General features: G+C 72.0%; 21 protein-coding genes and 1 pseudogene. 9 read left to right on the top strand and 13 right to left on the bottom strand.

What is annotated here, in order from left to right; translation table 11 throughout:
* Positions 1–68: 68 nt before the first annotated feature.
* The 7 genes from ACFVHB_RS23890 to ACFVHB_RS23860 all read right to left on the bottom strand — a co-directional run bounded on the left by ACFVHB_RS23890 (position 69) and on the right by ACFVHB_RS23860 (position 7996).
* Complete coding sequence (locus ACFVHB_RS23890) at positions 69–620, bottom strand: hypothetical protein (RefSeq protein ID WP_380325755.1); 552 nt, start codon at positions 618–620, stop codon at positions 69–71.
* Between the two features lie 26 nt (positions 621–646).
* The gene (locus ACFVHB_RS23885) at positions 647–1696 is read right to left on the bottom strand and encodes an SCO0930 family lipoprotein (RefSeq protein ID WP_380325752.1); all 1050 of its coding nucleotides are present in this window, start codon (positions 1694–1696) and stop codon (positions 647–649) included.
* 314 nt (positions 1697–2010) lie between these two features.
* Entirely contained in the window at positions 2011–3453 is a 1443-nt protein-coding gene (locus ACFVHB_RS23880; protein WP_380325749.1) for an NADH-ubiquinone oxidoreductase-F iron-sulfur binding region domain-containing protein, read from the bottom strand.
* The gene (locus ACFVHB_RS23875; protein ID WP_380325746.1) at positions 3450–4526 is read right to left on the bottom strand and encodes a hypothetical protein; all 1077 of its coding nucleotides are present in this window, start codon (positions 4524–4526) and stop codon (positions 3450–3452) included. Before ACFVHB_RS23875 ends, ACFVHB_RS23880 begins: the two co-directional genes overlap by 4 nt.
* A 165-nt stretch (positions 4527–4691) precedes the next feature.
* Positions 4692–6083, bottom strand: coding sequence for a DUF1996 domain-containing protein (locus ACFVHB_RS23870; RefSeq protein ID WP_380325743.1), 1392 nt, complete (start codon positions 6081–6083; stop codon positions 4692–4694).
* 72 nt (positions 6084–6155) lie between these two features.
* Entirely contained in the window at positions 6156–6884 is a 729-nt protein-coding gene (locus ACFVHB_RS23865) for a DUF4142 domain-containing protein (RefSeq protein ID WP_380325740.1), read from the bottom strand.
* Positions 6885–7342: 458 nt separating this feature from the next.
* Positions 7343–7996: a helix-turn-helix domain-containing protein gene (locus tag ACFVHB_RS23860; RefSeq protein ID WP_380325737.1), complete on the bottom strand. Its 654-nt coding sequence runs from the start codon at positions 7994–7996 to the stop codon at positions 7343–7345.
* A 988-nt stretch (positions 7997–8984) separates the two neighbouring features.
* On the opposite strand from ACFVHB_RS23860, the gene ACFVHB_RS23855 reads away from it, so the two are divergent.
* A complete protein-coding gene (locus ACFVHB_RS23855) occupies positions 8985–9896 on the top strand; it encodes a LysR family transcriptional regulator (protein ID WP_380325734.1) in 912 nt (303 codons plus the stop codon).
* A 182-nt stretch (positions 9897–10078) separates the two neighbouring features.
* Here the strand turns inward: ACFVHB_RS23855 and ACFVHB_RS23850 are convergent, their stop codons facing one another.
* Both ACFVHB_RS23850 and ACFVHB_RS23845 read right to left on the bottom strand, forming a co-directional pair.
* Positions 10079–11014: a sigma-70 family RNA polymerase sigma factor gene (locus tag ACFVHB_RS23850; RefSeq protein ID WP_380325731.1), complete on the bottom strand. Its 936-nt coding sequence runs from the start codon at positions 11012–11014 to the stop codon at positions 10079–10081.
* 10 nt (positions 11015–11024) lie between these two features.
* On the bottom strand, positions 11025–12233 hold the full coding sequence (locus tag ACFVHB_RS23845; RefSeq protein WP_380325728.1) for an NAD(P)/FAD-dependent oxidoreductase: 1209 nt from the start codon (positions 12231–12233) through the stop codon (positions 11025–11027).
* A gap of 240 nt (positions 12234–12473) precedes the next feature.
* On the opposite strand from ACFVHB_RS23845, the pseudogene rpmG reads away from it, so the two are divergent.
* Positions 12474–12575: pseudogene (rpmG, locus tag ACFVHB_RS23840) on the top strand (50S ribosomal protein L33); the annotation flags it as partial.
* A 3-nt stretch (positions 12576–12578) separates the two neighbouring features.
* Here rpmG and ACFVHB_RS23835 read toward each other — a convergent pair.
* Positions 12579–13133, bottom strand: coding sequence for a dihydrofolate reductase family protein (locus ACFVHB_RS23835; RefSeq protein ID WP_380325726.1), 555 nt, complete (start codon positions 13131–13133; stop codon positions 12579–12581).
* Positions 13134–13644: 511 nt separating this feature from the next.
* On the opposite strand from ACFVHB_RS23835, the gene ACFVHB_RS23830 reads away from it, so the two are divergent.
* Entirely contained in the window at positions 13645–14433 is a 789-nt protein-coding gene (locus ACFVHB_RS23830; protein ID WP_380325723.1) for an alpha/beta fold hydrolase, read from the top strand.
* A 170-nt stretch (positions 14434–14603) separates the two neighbouring features.
* Positions 14604–15518, top strand: a complete 915-nt coding sequence (locus ACFVHB_RS23825) for a LysR family transcriptional regulator (RefSeq protein WP_380325720.1) — start codon at positions 14604–14606, stop codon at positions 15516–15518.
* A gap of 305 nt (positions 15519–15823) precedes the next feature.
* Here ACFVHB_RS23825 and ACFVHB_RS23820 read toward each other — a convergent pair whose 3' ends face one another.
* The gene (locus tag ACFVHB_RS23820) at positions 15824–16807 is read right to left on the bottom strand and encodes a LysR substrate-binding domain-containing protein (protein WP_380325718.1); all 984 of its coding nucleotides are present in this window, start codon (positions 16805–16807) and stop codon (positions 15824–15826) included.
* 10 nt (positions 16808–16817) lie between these two features.
* Between ACFVHB_RS23820 and ACFVHB_RS23815 the strand changes: the two genes are divergently transcribed.
* The 4 genes from ACFVHB_RS23815 to ACFVHB_RS23800 all read left to right on the top strand — a co-directional run bounded on the left by ACFVHB_RS23815 (position 16818) and on the right by ACFVHB_RS23800 (position 19736).
* The gene (locus ACFVHB_RS23815) at positions 16818–17273 is read left to right on the top strand and encodes a carboxymuconolactone decarboxylase family protein (protein ID WP_380325715.1); all 456 of its coding nucleotides are present in this window, start codon (positions 16818–16820) and stop codon (positions 17271–17273) included.
* The gene (locus ACFVHB_RS23810) at positions 17270–17914 is read left to right on the top strand and encodes a hemerythrin domain-containing protein (protein WP_380325712.1); all 645 of its coding nucleotides are present in this window, start codon (positions 17270–17272) and stop codon (positions 17912–17914) included. The genes ACFVHB_RS23815 and ACFVHB_RS23810 overlap by 4 nt, the downstream gene beginning before the upstream one ends.
* A 381-nt stretch (positions 17915–18295) precedes the next feature.
* Complete coding sequence (locus ACFVHB_RS23805) at positions 18296–18709, top strand: VOC family protein (RefSeq protein WP_380325709.1); 414 nt, start codon at positions 18296–18298, stop codon at positions 18707–18709.
* Between the two features lie 721 nt (positions 18710–19430).
* Entirely contained in the window at positions 19431–19736 is a 306-nt protein-coding gene (locus ACFVHB_RS23800; RefSeq protein WP_380325706.1) for a hypothetical protein, read from the top strand.
* Positions 19737–19903: 167 nt separating this feature from the next.
* Here the strand turns inward: ACFVHB_RS23800 and ACFVHB_RS23795 are convergent, their stop codons facing one another.
* On the bottom strand, positions 19904–20158 hold the full coding sequence (locus ACFVHB_RS23795) for a hypothetical protein (RefSeq protein ID WP_380325704.1): 255 nt from the start codon (positions 20156–20158) through the stop codon (positions 19904–19906).
* Positions 20155–20385 (bottom strand): hypothetical protein, encoded by a 231-nt coding sequence (locus ACFVHB_RS23790; protein WP_380325701.1) that lies wholly within the window; start codon positions 20383–20385, stop codon positions 20155–20157. Before ACFVHB_RS23790 ends, ACFVHB_RS23795 begins: the two co-directional genes overlap by 4 nt.
* A gap of 577 nt (positions 20386–20962) precedes the next feature.
* Between ACFVHB_RS23790 and ACFVHB_RS23785 the strand changes: the two genes are divergently transcribed.
* Complete coding sequence (locus ACFVHB_RS23785) at positions 20963–21502, top strand: hypothetical protein (protein ID WP_380325698.1); 540 nt, start codon at positions 20963–20965, stop codon at positions 21500–21502.
* The last annotated feature ends 201 nt before the right edge of the window (positions 21503–21703 follow it).

Below are 21703 nucleotides of genomic sequence, written 5' to 3'. Positions count from 1 at the left end.
CCGCGGGCCCGGGCCCGCGGGAGTCTCGTGGCGTCGCCACCGCCCGGTCGATCCGTCGCTCGCCGGGGTCAGCCGGCCCCGGACGGATCGCCTCCGGTGCCACCGGCGTGGTCGCTGGCACCGGTGTGGTCGGTGCCACCGGCGTGGTCGCTGGCACCGGCATGGTCGGTGTCACCGGCGTGGTCGGAATGGTCGGCGTGCCCGGTGTGGTCGGCGCCGTTCGTGATCACCCCGCCCAGCTTCGCGTGCAGGAGCTCCGCCGTGCTGTCGGACAGGACGACCACCCACCGGTCGCCCACCAGGTACGACCCTCCGTACTCCTCGGCCCCCGACGTCCAGGCCGTCTGGGCCCCGGTGGTCGGGAAGGTGGCGATCCAGACCTCGTCGTCGCCCAGGGTGCACAGGCCCTGGCGGAGGTCCGCCGTGTCGGCGGTGATGTCGGGCGTGCAGCCGATCCGCCCGGCGAGGTCCTCCACCGAGGCCCGGGCGGCCCCGGCCGAGGCTCCCGCGGGGGCGAGCAGTCCTCCCGCGCCGCCCATCAGTTCGACGACGCCCATGACGAGGAGGAAGGTCAGCGCGAACCACTGGAGCCTGCGGCGGGCGGTCCTCTCCTGCCGCACGGGGGCCACGGTGGAGTCCCAGGGCATCACTTGCCGGTCACCGGCTTCCCGGCGGCGTTGATGGCCGACCACAGGTTGTCCTTGCCGTTCCCGTTGGCGTCACCGGGGGCCTTGTCACCCGTGAAGGTGTAGACGGGCTTGCAGTTGACGGACAGCTGCCAGGTGCCGTCGGAGCGCTGCAGCTTGCCGATCAGCTTCGGGTCCACGCCCTTGACCTGGCTCGCGTCGACCACGGGCGCCGGCTTCCAGGTCATCGCGCACTGGCCCTCGCACATGGACTTCATCGGCCAGGACGGGTCCTTGGCGAACTGGTACAGCGTCATGCCCTGCCCGTCCACGACGATCGTCCCGAGCTGCGGGTGGGTGGTCACGGAGACGGCCCCGCCCGTGGCGGGCTGCGCCGGCTGGGGGTTCGGCGCCGCACCGGTCGGCGTCTCCGAGGGGTAGGCCGACGCGCCGGTGGCCGCGGCGGCCGCCTTCTTGCCGTCGGGCGCCACGGCGAACCAGGTGCCGCCGACGCCCTGGCCCTTGGTGTCACCGGCCGCGGTGTCCTGCGCGTAGCGGTAGACCGGCCAGCCGCCCAGCGTCAGCTGCTTCGATCCGTCGGCCCGGGTGACCTCGCCGATCGCGCCGGCGTCGATCCCGCTCCCCGCGGTCGTGCCCTCCTTGGCAACCGGCGGCCAGGTCTTGGCGCAGCCGTCGTTGCAGTTGGACGTCGGGGGCTTGGCGGTGTCCTTGTCGAACCGGTAGAGGGTGAAGCCCTGGCCGTCGGTGACCACCATGCCGAGCTTGGCGTCGTTGCGCACCGCCAGCGTTCCCCCGGCCTGGCCCCCGCCGGCCGACGCGCCGGCGGAGCGGCCGCCGGCGGACGGCGACGCGCTGGCACCGCCGTAGGAGTCGTACGAGCCGTAGGAGCCGCTGCCGGCCGGCGCGGCGTCCTGCGCACCCACCAGCTGGCCGGCGCCCGAGCCGGACGACGACTTGGCGCTGCTGCTCATGCTGCCCCAGAGGGCCATCACCACGAGCCCGACCAGCAGGAGGCAGAGCCCGGCCAGTCCGTATCGCTTCGTCAACATGTTCCTTGCCTTTCCATCGGTGGAATCTGGCCTTCCGCGGATGTGCGTCCCCGGTGCCCGGTCCGGCGTCGAACGCCGGACCGCGGACACGGGACGTGGGTCTCAGGGTCGATAGCCCTCCGGAACCTCTCGGTCGGCCCGCCGCCCCGGCGGGCGTCCGGGGCCGTACGGGCCGCGCGGGGCACGCGGGGCACGCGGGTCGTAGGGGCCACGCGGCGTACGCGGGGCACGCGGGTCGTACGGGCCGCGCGGGCCGTACGGGCCGCGCGGGCCACGCTCGCGAAGGAGCGGGAGCGCCCGGAGCCGCGTCGGCCTCACTGGATCCGCAGCGCGAGCGCGGGACAGCGGTCGACGGCTCGCGCCGCCTGGGAGAGCAGCCTCGCGGGTACGGGCATGACGCCCGCGGCGGGGAACCCGTCCGCTCCCAGCCGGATGACGTCGGGCAGGACGCCGGTGCACAGGCCGTGGGCCTCGCAGAGCGTCCAGTCGACGACGATGGTGCCGGCGCTCTCCACCTCCGGCAGCGGCAGCACGCCCTGCGACGGCCGCCCGCAGCCTCCCTGGTACGAGTGCGCGACCAGGTCGTCGTCGAACACGGCCAGGGACGAGGCCACGAACCGGGCGGCGGCGTCGGGGTGGCTGCACGCGCCCCGTCCGGTGACCGCCCGCATCCCGGCCTGCACCCGGTCGAGCGCGCGCTGGCCACCGCCGCGCACCAGGTCCTCCAGGGACGCGGTCAGGTCGGGGAGCCCCAGGTAGCAGGGCCCGCACTGGCCGGCCGTCTCGTCCGCCATCCAGCGGGAGATCCTGACGACCTCCCACAGCGGACAGGTCGTCTCCGGCAGCGGCAGGATGGCCCCGGCACCCAGGGCCCCGCCGAGGCTCTGGAAGGACTTGCGGGACACCACGGCCGAGCGCGCGGCCCCGGGGGTCAGCCACTTCCCGTGGTAGCCGCCGACCAGGACCCCCTGGCCCACGTCCAGGCCGCACGCCGCCAGGACGGTTTCGAGCGGCACCCCGGTGGGGGTCTCCACCACGGTCGAGCCCGCGATCGTGAGCAGCACCGTGCCGGGTTCCTCGGGGGTGCCGAGCTCCCGGTAGGGCAGCGCACCCCACCGGGCCGCCACGGCGAGCTGGGCGTACGTCTCCGCGTTGGACAGCAGCGTGGGAGCTCCCCCGACACCGCTGTCGCTGGTGCGCACGCCGCCGCCCCTGGGCAGGGCGATCCCGTTGGTGATGCCGCGGGCGAGGGCGCTCCCCTCGCCCGTGACGAACCGCTCGGGCAGCCGCACCACCGCCACCGGCGGTTTCACCGACCTCCGTTCGGCCAGCGCCCGGCGCAGGGACTCCTCGGTGTCGGCCCGGGTGACGCCGATCGCCACCTGTTCCGCGTCCAGCGCGGCGGCCGCGATCAGCGCGCCGTCCACCACGAGGTGCGGGGTGCGCAGGAGCAGCGTGGTGTCCTTCAGGCAACTCGGTTCTCCTTCCGTTCCGTTGACGACCACGACGGGCCTGGTGCGGCGGCGGGCGACCGCCTTGACGACCGCCCTGAGCTTCCGGGCGAAGGGGAAGCCGGCGCCTCCCCGGCCGCGCAGGTCCACGTTCTCGGCCAGCTCGGCCAGCTCCTCCGCACGCAGCGCCGGCAGCTGGCCGTGGACCACGAGGTGGGAGCGGTAGTCGACGCGGTCCAGGCTCTCCAGGCCGGCGAACAGGACCGGCCGGCCGAACCAGAGGACGGGTGCGGGGAAGTCGCTCACCAGTCCTGCCGCCGACGTCCGAGTCCGATGCCGGCCAGGCCCGGCCCGGCGGCCGCGACCGGCCCCACGGCCATGCCCGGTCCGACCGCCGTGCCCGGTCCGGCGACCGTGCCCTGCCGCGCGGCCACCGGGATGTACGGGAGGGTGTCCTCGGGGCCCGCCGCCACCGGGATGTACGGGAGGGTGACGTCGGGTCCGGCCGCCGTCGGCACGTAGGAGAGGGTGTCCTCGGGGCCCGCCGCCACCGGCACGTACGGGGCGGTGACCTCGGGGCCCGCCGCCACCGGCAGGCGCGGGACGGTGACCTCGGACCCGTCGGCCTCCGGCCGGATCGGCCGGACGGCGGCCTGGCGCGGGCCGGAGCGGTCCTGGAGGACCAGCCTGAGCGTGAGCGCGACGATCACGCCCATGACGGCCACGCCGTACAGCAGCACCACCCAGGGGGCCGCGAGCCGGCCCGACTGCAGCCCGTGGACCAGGCCCGCGCCCCAGGCGGGGTACGAGCTGAGGTGGATCACCCTCCACCGTCGCGCGTCGCCCGAGCGGGCGAGCCTCCCGCGGGCCGCCCCGGCGATCGCCACCGCGGGGAACAGGTAGCCGGCGGCGGTCCCCAGTCCGAGGACCACCGGTCGGGCCGGGTCGGCGAACGGCACGAAGGCCGCGAGCGACCCGATCTGGCCCACGATCAGCTTCATCCAGACGTGCAGGACCAGGAAGACGACGCCCGCGACGCCCATCGCCCGGTGGACGGTCTGCGCGACGAGCCGGTGGACCGGTGTCAGGATCAGCCGGTCGGTCGCCGCCAGCCCCCACAGGACCGCGGAGGTGAACGACACGAGCGCGAGCACCCCGACGGCGTACGTGAGGAACGCCTGCAGTCGCGGATCGACGACGACGGCCGTCACGGCCAGGCCCGCCGCCAGCGCCGGCAGGAACGACCACGGACCCGGCCGCTTGCGACCGCCTTCCTCGGGCTGCTCGCCCGCGGCCGCCGCGCGCGCCCGGCCGGCCCGCTCGACGCCCCGCGGCGCCGGGCCGAACCGCCGTGACCGCCGCCTCTGCCCACTCACCATTGCTGAGCCCTCCGGCCTCGTCCTGAACCTGCTGTCGAATCGGATGTCGGGATCCCGGCGCCGACCGCGCGGGGAGTCGCGATCGCGATCGCCCCGCCGCGGGCCGGGTCCGTCCGTTGCTCTCCGGGCGCCGGCCCCGCGCGGGCCGGCCCCCGGTGGGGTGGGTCACCCGCAGCGACGCCCCTGGTTGATGCAACTGACCATCTGGTCCAGCAGGCCCTGGTTCATGTTGTTGATGAAGTCACCGTGATCGGTGATCGGGTTGTGGAGCTGTTCGGGGAAGCTGTCCACGGCGTACCGGACCCCGACCGGCACGTCGTAGGCGATGCGCTGCACCAGCTGCGGGATCGCCTTGAAGTTCTTCGGGCACGCCCCCGACTTGTCGGAGAACGCCGTGTGCGTCCGGTGGTTGGCGCTGTCGATGTTCTTGCCGTCCCAACAGTCCGGGAACTTCAGCGTCCGGACCACCCGGCTCCCCTGCGGGCAGATCGGGTACTTGTCGACGACCTGGCGGTTCTCGAACCCGGTGCAGCTCCACGACGCCCGGACGTTCGCCGGCCCGTTGGTGAAGGCCTTGGCGTCGCCGGTGATGATGCGCAGGAACCGCTTCATCGGCTGGACGGGGGTCCCCGTGCTGGAGGCGTACGTGATGTTCGCCTCGGCCGGGACGAGGATCCGTCCCACGTTCTTGTCCTTGCCGCCGCCGGGAGCCTTGGCGTCCTTCTCGTTGGTGCCGTCGAAGACCCGCAGGACGGGCCAGTAGTACGCCGACTGGTCCCCGTTCGAGCAGGTGGTGCCCGAGGCGGCGAGCTTGGCGTTGGAGGAGAACGCGTCCGTGGCCACGTTCCCCACGTAGTCGTGCATGTGGTGCGCCCCGTTGCTCACCCCGGGGGCGACGATCACGTTGTCGGGGTTGAGGTGGCGGTTCTCGTTGCGCCCGCACTGCGACGTGAAGGAGCCGGTGGCCGACCCCTTCCGGACGGGGTTCGGGACGTTCGGGGAGACGCTGCGGATGTCGACGAACCCGCGTTTGGGGAGGGACTTCGCCTGGGCGGCGGCCTTGGTCTGGGCGACGGACCCGCCCTCGCCGTCGGCGCTGTACCCCTTGGCCGAGTCCTCGACCACCAGGTCGTGCCGGATCACGCACTTCGCCATCCCGGTGACGTCCTGCGGCAGTCCGGAGTCCGGGCCGGCGCTGCCCGACAGCTTCTTCAGGGTCTCGGCGCGCTTGTTGGCGAGGTCGCCCAGGACGCGGTCCTCGCTGCCGCCCGAGCGGGGCGCGGACAGCTTGTCGTACGCGTCCGCCACCTGTTCGTCGAGCTCGGCGAGGTTCTTGTCCACGGCCTCCTGGGACGCCTCCGGCACCTCGTTCAGGGCCGCCCCGGCGTCGGCGCAGGCGACGGTGCCGACCTGCGGGGACGCCGAGCGCGCACTCCAGGGACGCTGGCCGGCGAAGGCCACCGCCGCGACCGTCCCCGCCGCGCCGGTTCCCAGGATCACCGCCAACAGCAGGGCACCGGCCCTCCTCCTCGACGTGCCACGTTTACGAGACTTCATGTTCTCCACACTCCTCGGGCGCCGTCAGGCCTGCCGGGCAGGCGCCGCGACGGCCTTCCTCTACGTCGTCGTCTAGCGGGTCGATCCGGCGGGCGCCGGCGAGCGGCTGGCGGACGGGGCCGCCGAACCGGTCGGCAGCGCGGTGAGCTTGTCGAATTTGACGAGTCGGGTCTCCTCCAGCACGTTCATGTGGTCGAGCACCGTGCCGTTCGCCGTGTTCGCCAGGTCCCGGATCGCGGAGTTCTGGGTGCTGGCGCGCACCTGGGCCACGACCGCGAACACCTGCCCGTGGGCACTGCGCAGGATGTTCGCGAAGAGTTCGTCGAACTCCCCGCCCTGCGCGGCGTCCAACTGCTTGAGCCAGCCCTGCTGCTGTGCCGAGGGCTCGCTGGGCACGTCCAGGTCGAGGATCCGGGCGGCGGTCAACGCCGCCTTGTCGAGGTCGGTGTGACCCTGGACCAGGTGCTGGCCGGCCTCCTTGACCTCGGGGGTGGTGCCCTTCGCGAGGGCCATCCGGCCTGCGGGGATCTCCCACAGCCCGGCCAGCCGCACCCGCTTCACGAAGTCACGGTCGAGGGCGGTCAGCGGCCCGGTGGGCGTCTGCACGACTCCTTGGTCGTCGCTCACCGGGGCGCTGCGGTAGGCGCCGGCCGACTTCGCCACCGGGTACACCAGGGCCGCGGCGGTGAGGACCATCGCGACGATGATCAGGAGGGTGGCGAACGACCGCGGAAGGCGGCTCACCAGCGGGAGGCCGTAGGCGGCCGTTCCCGGTCCGCGCTTCTTCCTCAAAGATGACATGGGGCTCTTCCTCCATCGCACCCGGAGGATCAGGGCCGCGCGGAACCCACGGGAACCGGTCCGGGTGGGCCCGGGTGGTGCGCGCGGTGATCACCCACGCGCAACGGTCCACGGGCGCGCGGCCGACGAGGGGATGACGCGGCAGCGCGGAACGGCTGCCGCGGGGGACGGCCCGACTCCGAACGCTCGGCTTCGCCCCGGGGCGGATCACGGACGGGACCCCCGACGGGATCACCGACGGGATCAGCGGCCGGACCGCGGGCGGCACGAGGGACGGTGTCGCGGGCGGTGTGACGGGCTCGGTCGTGACGAGCTCGGTCGTGACGGGCTCGGTCGTGACGGGCTCGGTCGTGACGGCGTCACGGGCGGCGTCAGCGGGGTCAGCGACGCCAGCGGCGTCAGCGGCGTCATGGGCCGCATCGCCGACAGCGGGACCGGTCGGCGTCGGCGGGCGGGCCTCAGCGCCCGTTCGTCCGGGTGCTCCGCTGGGGCCCGGAGGTCTGGAGCAGGGAGAGCATCCCGGCTCTGCGGCGCAGCCGCGCGTACTCGGACGCCATGATCTGGATCTTCAACGCCAGCAGGAGCTCGAACCTGGCCCGGGGGTCGCGCAGACCGCTGCCGAAGATCTTCTCCAGGTCGCGCAGCCGGTTGCGGACGGCCTGCGGGTGGATGCGGAGCAGGCGGGCGGCCGGGAGCGTACCGCCGCCCTCCAGCCAGGCGATCAGCGTCTCCTCCGTCCACTCCCGCTGCTTCGGCGTCATGTCGGCCAGGCGTCCGAGCCACTTGGCCGAGAGGTGCCCCGCCAGCAGCGGGTCCTGGAACAGCATGAGCGTCGCCAGGTGGTCCTCGACGAAGTGGATCCCACCGGAGGAGCCCTGCGGCATCATCGTCAGCAGCTTGCGCGCCCAGCCGAGCGAGACCACCGCGTCCTCGACCGCCACGGCCGGCCCCACCACGGCGGTGCGGCCCTCCAACCAGTGGGCGAGCACCCGGGGCATGCCCGGCAGCGGGTCGCGGATCAGCAGGTAGGGCGTGGTCCCCTTGATGCCGGCGACGACCTCCGTTCCGGAGAGGCCCGACGGCGGCGCCCCCGGCGTCGAGTACAGCGCCACCGCCTGGACCGTGGGCGGCGCTGAGCGCCGGACCCGACCGCCGCCGCGGGGACCGTGACCGGTACCGGTCCGTCCCGCCGTGCCGCCATGACTCACCGTGCCACGGTGACTCACCGTGCCGCTGTGGCTCGCGGTGCCGCCGTGGCCGGCCGTACCGCTGTGACCCGCCGTGCCACCGTGACCGGGGTGTCGGCGTTGCGCGGGTTCCCGGTGGCCGACGGCCCCCGGGAGGGCGAGATCGTTCACCGCGACCCCCTTCCCACGGCGCCGGGACAGCCCCCGTCGCCGGACACCCCCGGGCGTCCGCCGACCCGCACGGCCCGGACGGGACGCGACCCGGCGCACCGCGATCCGGTGGCCGTCGTTCCGCCCGCCGCCCTTCCCAGCACGAAGAGTTCGTACGGAGTCGGCACCGGCGACCTGCTGCCGGAACATGCCTCCCGCATGGCAACACCCCTCTCTCTCGGAACCGCCGGCCCCCACCGGGCCGGACACGTTTAGAGATGGGCCACCGGAGGTTTCGTCCCGCCGCGTTATCAATCCGTTATCTGCCGGACCGCACTCCCCACCTCCCGCCGGCCACCGGAAGCGACGCCCCACAAGGGTCGCTAGTGGACGCACCAATGGCCGCCCGGCAGCCCTGCGGAGAGGTGCACTTGACATGCCCTCAGCCGACTCGCCCCCTCCCGACCGCGCCCGGCCGCCCCCCGCGCCCCATCCCGCAGAGCTGACGCCTCATCACATTCGCACGATCACGGACCGCTTCGCTCCGATCAGGAGGGATCACCACCGGAGCGCGGAGAGCCGCGTTGAGCCCCCGATCGACGAACGCCGGTCCACCCCCCGCAGTTGTGCCGACCGAACAGGTATTCTCCGGGTTGCTTGTAGGCTGTGGCCCCCACCAGGGGATGACAGGAACCACGGAGGCCTGTCGCACGGCCCTTCAGGCCCGAATGCCCTGCACCACATCCACGCGATCGGGGCCGTGATGCGACTCAACCTGAATCAGCTGGCGATCTTCGCGAAGGTCATCGAATGTGGTGGGTTCTCCGCAGCGGCCCAGGTGCTGTTCCTGAGCCAGTCCTCGGTCTCCAAGCAGGTGCAGAACCTGGAGACGTCCCTGCGAACCGTCCTGGTCGACCGCTCGGGCCCGAAGATCCGCCCCACCCCGGCCGGACGGGTCCTGCTCGCCCAGACCAAGGAGATGCTCGCCCTGGCCGATCACGCCGTCGGCGCCGTCCAGGCGGCCGCGCGCTGGCCGATCGAGCGCCTGGTGGTCGGCAGCACGACCGCGGTCGGCGACTACCTGCTGCCGGCGGTGATGCAGGAGCTGCGGCGCCGTGAACCCGACGGGCTGTTCACCGTGGTCGTCAACAGCCCCGATTGCCTGGCCGACGCGCTCGAAGAGGGCCGGATCGGCGTCGGCGTGGCCGACGGCCCGCTGCCCCCGGGCCGGTACGAGTCCGCGCAGCTCACCAGCGACGACATGGTGCTGATCTGCGCGCCCGACCACCCGCTGGCCGGGCAGGAGGTCACCCCGGCGGAGCTGTCCACCGAGTCCTTCCTCCTCCTCGAACCGGGCTCCCCGACCCGACGGCAACTGCTGGAGCTCCTGCACACCTGGGACCTCGTCGGCGCGCGCACCCTCGACCTGTGGGGCACGGAGAGCGTCCGGGAGGCCGTCCGCATCGGCCTCGGCGTCAGCCTGCTCCCCCGGCGCTCCGTCCGCTTCGAGCTCCTCCACGGCGTCCTCGCCGAACTCCAAGCCCACCCCCGCCCGGCCCCCCGCACCGTCACCGCCAACTGGACCCTCGCCCGCCCCCTCTCCACCTACGAGGAGCTCCTGCTCTCCCTCCTCCACGAGGTGGCCGACGCCCCCGCCGAACTCATCACGGACTGACGACCGGGGGCGGTCGACCGCCTGGCGCGGCCGCCCCAGCGAGCGCGAACCGGCGTCCGCACCGCCGCCTCGCCGCAACGGAAGGGCGCGGGCCCTCCCCCGCCGACGGAACCCCTTGGCCCGCCGCCGCGGTGACGTCCGGTCGGGACCGCCGGTCGGCGGCCTCCCACCGGTGCCCCCGGTCACCAGGCGTCGAGGACCGGCGCGTCGGGTACCCGCCGCCGCCACGCCTCGTTGAGGCGCCCGAGCCGACCCGCGGCGGCGATGCCGCACACGGACGCGACCTTGCCATCGCCCACGTCGAACGCCACCGCGCCCACGACCCGGTCGTCCACCACGGCGAGGACGGCCGGGGAGCCGTTGAGCGGCGCGATGTGCATCGCCACGGCACCGCCGGCCAGCCGCCGCTTCGCCGGAGTGGGCTTGAAGCCGGCCCGCACGTAGGAGGCGATGCGCTCGGGCGTCCGGTACCGCAGCAGCCGCCTGGCCAGTCCGGCGCCGTCCGAGACCGCGGTCGCGTCGGCGGTGAGCATCGCCACCAGCCGTTCGGTGCGCCCGGACACGGCGGCGGCGAGGAACTCCTCGACGATCCGGCGCGCGGACGCGGGGTCCACCTCGCCGCCGCGGCGCTCGGCGGCGACCCGGCGTCGGGCCCGGTGGACGTGCTGCTGGCTCGCGGACTCGGTGATGTCGAGGATCCCGGCGATCTCGGCGTGGGGGTACGAGAAGGCCTCCCGCAGGACGTACGCGGCCCGCTCGACCGGCGAGAGGCGTTCCATGAGGATCAGGACGGCGAGGGACACCGATTCGCGCTGCTCGAAGGTGTCGGCGGGGCCGAGCATCGGGTCGCCCTCGAGGAGCGGCTCGGGCAGCCAGGCGCCGGCCGCGCGCTCGTGGCGCACCTGCGCCGAGCGGAGCCGGTCGAGGCAGAGGTTGGTGACGACCTTGGTCAGCCACGCCTCCGGCACCTCGACGCGTTCCCGGTCGGCGGCCTGCCAGCGCAGGAACGCGTCCTGCACGGCGTCCTCGGCGTCGGCCGCCGAGCCGAGCAGACGGTACGCGAGCGAGGCCAGCCGGCCCCGGCCCGCCTCGAACCGATCGATGGCTGCGCTGTCCATGCGGAGCAGCCTAGGCGGCGGTCTTCACACCGGCGCGGTCGGCCGCGGTGGCCAGGCGGCGCCTGCGCTTGGGCACGCCGAAGGTCGGGTGGGCGATGCTCCACCCGGACCCGTTGAGCACGCCCGACTTGAGCCACGCGGCGGTCCGGCCGCCCAGGTACCAGGACTTCGCCCGAACGTCCCCGTCCACCATCTGGAAGATGGCGTCCCGCCGCCCGAGACTGATGTGGTTGCCGTGGTACTTCAGCCCGGTGGTCGGGACCTCGCCGCCCGTCAGGCGCGCGATGATCGCGGCGGTCGCCTGCATGGCGGTGAAGCCGGCCGAGGCGCAGGACATGGGCAGCGGCCGGCCGTTGTCGCCGATCGCGTGGGCGCAGTCGCCCGCGGCGTAGACGTCCGGGTGCGAGACCGAGCGCATGCTGCGGTCGACGACGATCCGGCCGGTCCCGGTGACCTCCAGGCCGCCGGCGGCCGCGATGGGGTGCACGGCGAACCCGGCCGACCACACGGTCACGTCGGCCGGGAGGGAGGTCCCGCCGGCGGCGATCGCCCGGGTCGGCTCGACGGCTTCGATGCCGGTGTGCTCGTGGACGGTGACGCCGAGCCGGTCGAAGGCCTGGCGCAGGTGGCTGCGGGCCTTCGGGGAGAGCCAGGCGCCCAGCTCGCCGCGGGCGGCGAGCGCGACCGAGAGGTCGGGCCGGGACTCGGCGAACTCGGTGGCCGTCTCGATGCCGGTCAGCCCTTCCCCGACGACCAGCACGGTGCCGCCCGCGCCCAGGCCGGCCAGCCGCTCGCGCAGGCGCAGCGCCGAGGACCGGCCGGTCACGTCGAAGGCGTACTCGGCCACGCCGGGGACGCCGTGGCGGGCCACGGAGCTGCCGAGCGCGTAGAGCAGCGTGTCGTACCCGAGTTCGCCTTCCCCGCCCCCGCCGCCCGCGCCGTCTCCGCCGGTCACGGCGACGGTCCTGCGCTCGGGGTCGAGGCCGGTGACGCGCGCCAGGCGCAGCCGCACCGCGGTGCCTGCGAACAGGTCGGCGAGCTTGCGGGGAGCGAGGTCCTGGCCGCTCGCGAGCTGGTGGAGCCGCATCCGCTCGACGAAGTCGGGCACGGCGTTCACGACGGTGATCTCGGTGTCGGCGGGCGAGAGCCGGCGGGCCAGGTTCCCGGCGGCGAAGGCCCCGGCGTATCCGGCACCGAGCACGACGATGCGGTGCTTCATGGCGTTGCTCCTGTCTCGTTCGGGTGCCCCTTGAACGAGACGGCGCCCCGATTGCTGACAGACCCCGGATGTGACCCGGGTCACCCCCGGACGGCGCGGCGGGCGGCCGGGCCCCGGAGCGGGCGAGGGCGTGCAACGGGCCCAGGTCTCCCACCCGATCGTCCCGTGAGCGGCAACCCTCCTCTGCCGTCAGTCGGACACTGACAGCGGGGGACGGGCCGAGCGGCCCGCCCCCGCCCGATCATCAAGCTCCGCTCCACGGCCGGTACCGGCCACACCTACGTCACCCGCAAGAACCGTCGCAACGACCCCGACCGCCTGGTCCTTCGCACGTACGACCCCGGGTTACTTGTTGTCAGCCTTGTGGTAGCCGAGGACAACGGCGCCGGAGCCGAAGGTGGTCGTCGTCGCCAGCGCCCAGGAGCCGGAGCTGCTGCCTTCGGGGAAGAGGCGCTTGCCCTTGCCGACGACGATCGGGTGGATCCACAGCTTCAGCTCGTCGAGCAGTTCGAGCTCGATCAGCGACCGGGTCAACTCGCCGCTGCCGTAGACGAGGATGTTGTTGTCGTGGCGTTCCTTGAGCACTGGGATCTCGCTGATGAGGTCGCCGGTCATGACGGTGGCGTTCCAGGCGGCCTGTTCCTGCCGGAGGGTGGTGGAGGGCACGTACTTGGGCAGGGTGTTCATCCGGACGGCGAACTCGCCCTCGCTCTCCTCCATGCGCGGCCAGGCGGCGGCCATGCCCTCGTACGTGGTGCGGCCCAGCAGCAGCGCATCGGCCGCGAACAACTGTCCGTGGGCGTAGGCGGCGTGATCGGCGTTGAAGTAGGGGCCGGTCCACACCGGGTTCTCCATCACGCCGTCGAGGGACAGGTAGGTCAGGGCGACGATCTTGCCCATGCGGTGACTCTCCAGGATGGGTCGGGTCTCGGCGGCGGCTGCCGTAGATCGCGTCCGCCTCGGCTCCCAGCCTGACCCTGCCCGACACCCCGAACAACGCCCGATCCGACCATGCCCGTTTAGCCTCGCTCAACCACGGCCTCGCGTCAGAAGGACCTCGACCTCCTGTCGTTCCCAGCACCGTGCGCGCCCTCGTCGTTGAGCCTGACTAAACGGATCTTCGCGGATCGTACGTTGATCCGATTCGCCGTGCCAGGAGATCGTTTCCGGGCGGACCGGGGTCACGGAAACCCGGAAACCCCGGCCGAGGAACACCCGCACGGCACGGGAGAGGACCACGGACCAGAGCACCGGGAAGCACGGCGGTCAGCATCCCTGGTGCCGGCCACGACCTCCACCTGGAGCGCCCCGGCACCCTCCACCCGCCGCTGTCCGGCTTCCTCACACTTCTGGATCCGGCGCGCACCCCACCGGTCCGTACGACCACTGATCACGCAAGGAGATTCCCGTCATGACCACCGTCACCTCCGCCGACGGCACCCGGATCGCCTACTCCACGGCCGGCAGCGGATCAGCAGTCGTCCTCGTCGACGGCGCGCTGTGCCACCGGGCTTTCGGCCCGGGCGCCGCCGTCGCCGACCAGCTCGCCACCCACCACACCGTCCACACCTACGACCGGCGCGGCCGGGGCGAGAGCGGCGACACCGACTCCTTCGCCATCGACCGGGAGATCGAGGACCTCGCGGCGGTGATCGAGGCCGCCGGCGGCGCCGCGTACGTCGTCGCCCTGTCCTCCGGCGCGGGCCTCGCCCTGCGGGCCGCCGCCCTCGGCATCGGCATCACTCGACTCGCCGTCTACGAGCCGCCGTTCAGCACCGACGACGCACAGCGGGAACGTTTCGTCCGATACGCGGCGGACTTGGAGGCGGCGCTGGCCGACGACCGCCGCGGTGACGCCGTCGCCCACTTCATGACGTTCGCCGGCGTGCCTTCGGAGATGGTCGGCCAGATGCGCGGCGCCCCGACGTGGCCGTTGTTCGAGGCCGTGGCACCGACCCTGGCGTACGACGCCGAAGCGCTGGGCGCACGGACCGGTGCGGCGGTCCCCGTGGCCGCCCTTGCCCGGATCGCCGTACCGACCCTCGTCGTCGACGGCGCCGCCAGCCCCGAACTGCTGCGGGCTCCCGCCCGCGCCGTCGCGGCGGCGGTCCCCGGAGCCGAGCGGGCGACGCTGGAGGGTCAGACGCACGAGGTGGCCGCCGACGTCCTGGCGCCCGTGCTGCTGAAGTTCTTCGCCTGATCCGCCGCCCACCGGGAACCCGTACCGTTGCCCACCGGAGCCGAACCACCGCCCTCGCCTGCCGTCTCCGTGCCACCGCGCGTGGGTGACGGACCGGCGGGACCGGACGTGATAATGGTCCCCATGATCCGTGCAACTCCACCTGCCACAGTCACGGCGGAGCACCAGAGATGATCGAACGCCTGGAACTCGAAGCGTTCATCACCCTCGCCGAAGAGCTGCACTTCGGCCGCACGGCGGCACGGCTCGGTGTGACCACCGGTCGGATCAGCCAGACCATCAAGGCCCTCGAACGGCGCATCGGCGCGCCCCTGTTCGAGCGCACCAACCGCGTCGTGCGCCTCACCGAACTCGGGCACCGGCTCCACCAGGACCTGCGGCCCGGGTACGAGCAGATCCAGGCCGGCCTCGACCGCGCGATGGCCTCCGTCCGCACGAGCGGCGAGGAACTGACGGTCGGCTACGTCGGCGCGGCGACCGGACAGGTGGCGCACCAGGCTGCCGACCTGTTCCCCGAGCGCCGCCCCGGCTGCCAAGTCCGCGTCCGCGAGACACAGATCACCGAGGCCCTGGGCCGGCTGCGGGCCGGGGACGTCGACGTCCTCCTGCTCAGCCTGCCGCTCGACGAACCGGACCTCGTCGTCGGCCCGGTCCTCATCTCCGAACCCCGCATGCTCGCGGTGCCGGCAGAACACCCACTGGCCCGGCAGAGCAACCTGACCATGGAGGACCTGGCCCAGATCCCGCTGCTGCGCGTAGCCGGCTCCCTGCCCGGCACCTGGCCCTCCGACCGCCGCCCCGAACGCACCCCGCGCGGTACGCCCATCGCCGACGGACCGCCGTTCGACACTTTCCAGGAGGCCCTCCAGCTCGTCGGCTCGGGCGCCGGCGCCTGCATCGTCGGCGCACAGGCCACCCGCTTCTACACCAGGCCCGACATCGCCTACGTCCCGTTCTCCGACGCCCCGCCGATCGAGTGGGCGCCGGTGTGGCTCACGTCCAACAACACCCCGCGGCTTCGCGCCTTCGCGCTCACCGCCCAGGACGTCGCCAACCGCATCTACCTCGCCGCGACGCACCGCTGACCGCCGCGCTGCCTCCAGCGCGGGCACCGGTGCGGGGTGCGCGGTCAGGCAGCGGGACCGCTCGTCCACGGCAATGAGACGGGACCGCAGCCGTCCCCGAGCCCCTCGCCCAGCAGCCGCGCGAGGAATGACACGAAGCAGCTGCCGATCGCGACCGGACTTGATCTTTGGGTCCGTGGGTTCAGGGTTCGAGCCGCCGGCGGTCCACCCCTCGCGAGTCGGACCTCAGCCAGCCTGGCCTTTCGTCATCCACGCCCGGTCGGTGCTCGCCGCCGTGCGTCGCCGTCACGGCGACGACGCGCGCGTCAGAACCTCAGCACGCCGAGATCGCGTACGGTGCCGGCGAGGGCGCGGATGAGGTCGGTTTCGGCCTCCGTCCGCCACACCAGGGCGAAGGACAGGGCCGGCATGTCGGAAACAGGAAGCCAATGGACATTCGGCATGCCCCAGTACCCGATGACGTGGCTGGGGAAGCCGTGGACGACCTCGCCCATGCCGACCAGGCTGATCAGCTCGTCGGCGCTGGCCACAGGTCGGCCGCGCTCAATCGGCCGGCCTCGCCGGGTGTGGAAGGGCAGGTAGCTGTCTTCCCAGTAGGCCGGCAGCCCGGGTGCGGAGACGTGGGGAAAGTCGGCAAACACCTCCAGCGACACCGAGGCCCGCCCGGCGAGCTCGTGGTCGGCGGCCACGGCGAGGACCCGGCGGTCGGTGCACAGGACCGGGCCGACGGTGAGGTCCGATTCCTCCACGGGCAGCCAGGCCACACAGACATCCAGCTCGCCGCTGCGGAGCTGACGGAACACGTCATTGAAGGATGCCGGGCGGATCCGCAGTTCCCACTGTGGGTACCGCGAACGGAACGTCCTCCAATAAGGGTGCAGGTCGACGACGTTGAAGGGCAGCATCCCGATGCGGAGCTGAGCCGTGATGCCACGCGCGGCCAGCCGGGCACGTTCCAGCGACCCGTGCAGGCCGGCGTAGACCGGCTGCAGGTCGTCACGGAGCTGCCGGCCGACCTCGGTCAGCACGACGGTGCGACTGGTGCGGTCGAACAGCGCGGCACCGATGCGTCGTTCCTGCTTCTTGATGGCCTGGCTGACGCGTGCCTGGGAGACGCGCAGCCGCTCGGCGGCGCGGCCGAAGTGCAGCTCCTCCGCCAGCGCCAGGAAGATCTCGATGTCCCGCAGTTCCACAATGCCCCCGTGTCCTGCCGCGATAACCCAGCGGTTATCAACAGCGCCGAAGTCTATGTTGATCAGGGTCTCCGCCCGCAGGAGAGTGACTGACATGCACTCACGCATGAAGAATCCCGCGTTCGTTCTGCCGGACGCGACGAAGGGCATCGGCAGCATCATCAAGGCCGTCAACCAGGGCGGGATCTCCCACGAACTGCAGGAGATCGTCGGGCTGCGCGCGAGCCAGATCAACGGCTGCAGCGCCTGCGTACACGCGCACCACCAGAACCTGCGCAAGGCGGGGGAGAGCGATGAGCGGGTTGCGTCGGTGGCCGCCTGGCGGGAGGGGCCGTTCTTCACGGACTCCGAGCGCGCCGCACTGGAGCTGGCCGAGAGGGCCACCCGAGTGGCGGACCGCTCCGAGGAGGCGGTGCCGGACGAGCTGTGGGAGCGGCTGCGCGCGCACTTCACCGAGGAGCAGCTGTCCGCCCTGATCCTGCTCATCGGGATCACCAACATGTTCAACCGCCTCAATGCCGTGGTCCGCGAGCCGGCCGGCGCGTCCTGGAACCGAGCATGAGCGACGCGCTCGACCTGACCGCGATGTACGCGATGCACGACGCACTGCGCCGTGAACTGACCCACCTGGACCGCATCACCATCCGCGCGGACCTCAGTGCCGCGGAGGTGCTCGCCACGGCCGCCGGTTGGCAGCTGTTCAAGAAGGCCCTGCACGTCCACCACACCGCCGAGGACGACGCCCTGTGGCCGTCGCTGCGGCAAAACCTGGTCGACCGCCCGGACGACCTGGTCCTGCTGGAGGCGATGGAGGCCGAGCACGCCGCCATCGACCCGCTCATCGATGCCATAGACGCGCTGCTCGCCGCCCCGGACGCGGACCCGGGACACCTCGGGGGGCTGGTCGACTCGCTGACCGTCGGCCTGGCCGGGCACCTCAAGCACGAGGAGGACGCGGTGCTGCCGCTGATTCAGCGGACGCTCACCGCTGAGCAGTGGGCCCACTTCGGCGAGGTCCATGTCCAGCGGATCGGCCCGGACGCACCTGTGCTGCTGCCCTGGCTACTGGACGGCGCCGATGAGTCCACCGTGGAGCGGCTCCTCGCCCCGCTGCCCGGGCCGGCGCGCAGCGCCTACACCGCCCAGTGGCTCCCGGTGTACACCACCCTGGACCGCTGGAGCCCCGACACCGCCTGGGCTTGAGGCGCGCACCCGCCGCACGGTGCGTCCGACCAGGGCCGACGGCATGCGTCTGAGCACCGCGCTCCTGCCCGTCCACCGATGGAGCTGGCGGCGGCCTGCGAGCAGCGCGGCCGGGACGTCGGCGGCTGGCGACGGTGCTACTGGAGGGCTCCACGGCGGAGGAGGCGCTGCAGTCGCTGGACACCTTCGTGTCCGTCCGCGGACTGGGCGGGGACGTACCGGGAGCTGGGCATCACCGAGCTGGTGACCACTGGGCGGTGCCCGACTCCACCTTCAGAACGACCTGGCCGTCTATTCGGCCGGCGAACACGCGCCGATGTGACATCCGGGCCCTGGCCCGGATGTCGGGCACGTACCCATCCACAGTGCAAGGAGTAAGGCATGAAAGCACACGTCAGCTCGATCCTCCTCGGTGTCCGGGACATGGACCGGGCCAAGCAGTTCTACGCCGACGGGCTCGGCTGGAAGATCAAGAACGACTTCGGCATCTCGGTGTTCTTCGAATCGGACGGCGCCTCGCCCGTCGGCTTCTACAGCCGCGAAGGCCTGGCCGACCAGGTGGGCACGGACCAGGAAGGCAGCGGCTTCAGCGGACTGGTTCTGACCTACGTCGTCCGCAGCGAGGCACGGGTCGACGAGATCATGGCGGAGGCCCAGAAGGCCGGCGCCACGATCCTCAAGCCCGCTGGCGCACTGCCGTGGGGCGGGTACGGCGGCACCTTCGCCGACCCGGACGGCTACATCTGGAGCCTGGGCTACAGCGCCCAGGGAACCGACCAGCCCTACGCCGAGTAACCGCGATCTCTTGCCCCACACCCGTCCGGGACGGCGCGGCGCGTGCCGCTCCGTCCCGGACACGGCCATGGTCCCGGTGCGGGACGTGGGAGCGGCTCTCGGGGCGAACCGTGCTGCCCGCACACGCAGCGTCTCCAGGTACTGCTTCTTCGCGGCCAGCTTCGGCTCCGCCCAGTCGGTGAGGCCAGGGGAACATCGCGGCAGTGGCCTGGGCCTGGTGCAGGCTCTTCGCCGCAACACGTGGGCGGCGGCCTGGACCTCGTCCTCGCCCCACCAAGTGTCCTCGTCCGGCCCGGTGTGGGATCGCAGCTGGTACAGCAGGCCGATCCCGCCGAGCTCCTTGAGGAAGACACCCAGCCCGGCTTCCGGGCAGACCCACGCACGCGCCCCACTGCGCGCAGCGCGAACACATCCGGCCGATCGCCTCCGCGTTCAACGGGACCTCGGCCGCCGTGATGTCACGGGCACGCAGCTGGGTGCACGCCGTCGCGGCATGGAGCTTTAGCAAGTCGAACCGCCCCAACCGCGTCCTCGACGGAGACCCGGAAGAACTCCCGGTCCGGTGCGACACGGGCGGCGACCAGAAGCCCATGGGCCTGCCTCTCGACCTCTCTATGCCGCAAGGTCTTTGCTCGATAGGCAACCTGAGGGAGCAAAAAACGAACTGACGTTCTGTCAACTTGGCTCGTAATGAGCACTCTTGGAACGCCATCATCTCTGGGTGATCGACGACGGCGTGCTTACCTGCGGCGACTACAACAACTGTCCTCACGGCGACGACGTGGACTGCGAAACCTCGTTCGAGGTGACGCAGCCCGGCGACCGCCGGCGCTGGTACGTTCAAGAGCACAACTTGCTCGTCGATGACGGCGGCGGCTTCGAGATGGACGTCGAGTTCCTCCGTCGAGACCCGTCGTGGCTGACAGATCGACGGATCGTGGACCGGATGCCCAGGAAGATCCTGGAAGAGATCGCCGTGGGCGTCGGACAGAAAGCAGAGCGGGATCGTCGTCGCCAGCAATCGTGATCGACAGCCGCCAGAGCAGCGAGCTGGCCACCGGGCCGACCACGATAGACCCCCATCAGGAACCTGTGCCACCGCTGACTATGGGACGCCACAGCGGAATCGGCTACCGCCGATCACGCCTACGGGTCCCGTAGCGGCCGGGTTACCGCACTCCGCGGACGGTCTCCTCAGGCAGGTGCGGGCCAGTGACGTAGTAACGCCCCTGGGCGCTCGCCCTTCGCGGCGAGCCAGCCGGCGCGGACGAGTTCGCGGATGTCGCGCTGGGCCTGCTGTTCGCCGAATTCGGCGTCGGCCTGATAGCTGGCGCGGCGCAGGCGGTTGCCCATGGCCGCGGGGTAAAGAGCGTAGAGCATGCGGTCGGGCCAGCCGCGCTGCTCGACCGCTTCCTCAAGGGCGGTCCAGACCTCGCGGGTGGTGGTCACCTGGCGCTCGACGCTCCGGGCCTGCTGGTGGTGGGCGTGCAGGCAAACCGGACCCACGGCAGGGTGTCCCGCTCCGGAGTCCAGACAGGGCCACCGACCTCGGCGAGGACGTCGTAGAAGCGGTAGGTATTGCGGGCCCGACCGAGCCATTCCTCGATGCTGGAGAACTCCGGCGCGGTGATCGCTTCGCGGGCCAGGACGCCGTCCGACCCCAGGGGGATCGCCACCGGATTCAGTGCGCCATCGAGGCCCACACCAGCCCCGGAGCGTTCAGGTCGCCCTCGTTTAGCCAATCGACCAGCTCATCAGCCAGTACCGCCAACTGCTGGTTTGGGACCATCCGGGACTAAAAAACGCGCTCCGAAAACCAGCAAGAGCGGGCACCTGGTTTCCCAAATACCCGCTGTCACAACCGACTTCACTGTCGGGACGACAGGATTTGAACCTGCGACCCCTTGCCCCCCAGATCGCGCCGGAACTCATTCCCGCAGCTCAGCGTGATCCAGCCTCACGTCACGATGCCCGATCGGCCTGCCCGTGTTCCGGCGCGGGCACAACGTGTGGTCCCGCACTGGTCCCGCGAGTCCGCGCCACCATCCGCTGGGATCCACAGTCCTACAGCTGAACCAGCAATCCCTGAGTCCAGCCGTGCATCGTGCGACCCTTGACGCGCCCTTGATCTGAAAGGAACGACCCCGGACCGTCGAAGTTCGGGATCGGCAGACTTTGATCGGGGGACGTATGGGGTCAGCAGCCTTCGCCAGTCCGTGGGCCAGGGGGGTCTTCGGAAGTCTCGCTGCGCAGGTGACGACGACCGTGCCGGAGTGCATCCTCCGGGCACACGAGCGTGCCCGCGGCGGGCATGAGGGCGTCCACACTCAAACTCACGAGGCTTATGGTCATGGCCTCTACGCGGCGCAGTACGAGGAGCTAGTGACGGGGCTGGCCGGCCTTCCGGGGGCGGAGCCAGTGCGGCTCCAAGCGCGAACGGTCGTGGTCGTAGCCGGTCATGTCGTCTTCCCGATCCGATATGCGAAGAAGGATGTACCGGTGACGGCTGCCAGACTCCGCCGAGCTTCCGGGCTCCGCGCCGACCTCATCCGCCGGCACGGGCCCGAGCCCCGTCAGTTCACACTGGACCTCGGCATCGAACTCCCCGAGGATGACGAGCCGCACATGGATCTCTTGCGGCTGTCACCAGACACCAAGCTCGTCATAGTCGCCTATGCGTGCGCCCTGGCCAGCGGTGTAGTCAGGCTGGAGTGGGGATCAGCCGAACTCCGCCGCGAAGACCGCGCACTTCTCTGGCACTATCACGAGCCCCTGCCGCTTCCCCGTGTGTGACACGGCGACCGCGCGACCAAGTGACCGCTGCTTTGTAAGCTCATTCGACCTTTCGAACGAGCTCAGCGAAGCCGCACACCCCTCCCGACAGCCGGACACGGGCAGCCTCCCTTGCCGTCTCATGTCCGTCGGTGTTGCCGTCAGGATCTGCCGTCAGCGGAGTCCGGAAGCCGCCGAAGCCGCTCAGCCCACAAGGCGATC

Source organism: Kitasatospora sp. NPDC127111 (assembly GCF_042677465.1).
In the GTDB taxonomy this organism is placed as follows: domain Bacteria; phylum Actinomycetota; class Actinomycetes; order Streptomycetales; family Streptomycetaceae; genus Kitasatospora.
Note: the sequence above shows the minus strand (reverse complement) of the source record. Positions and strands in the feature narration are given on the sequence as shown.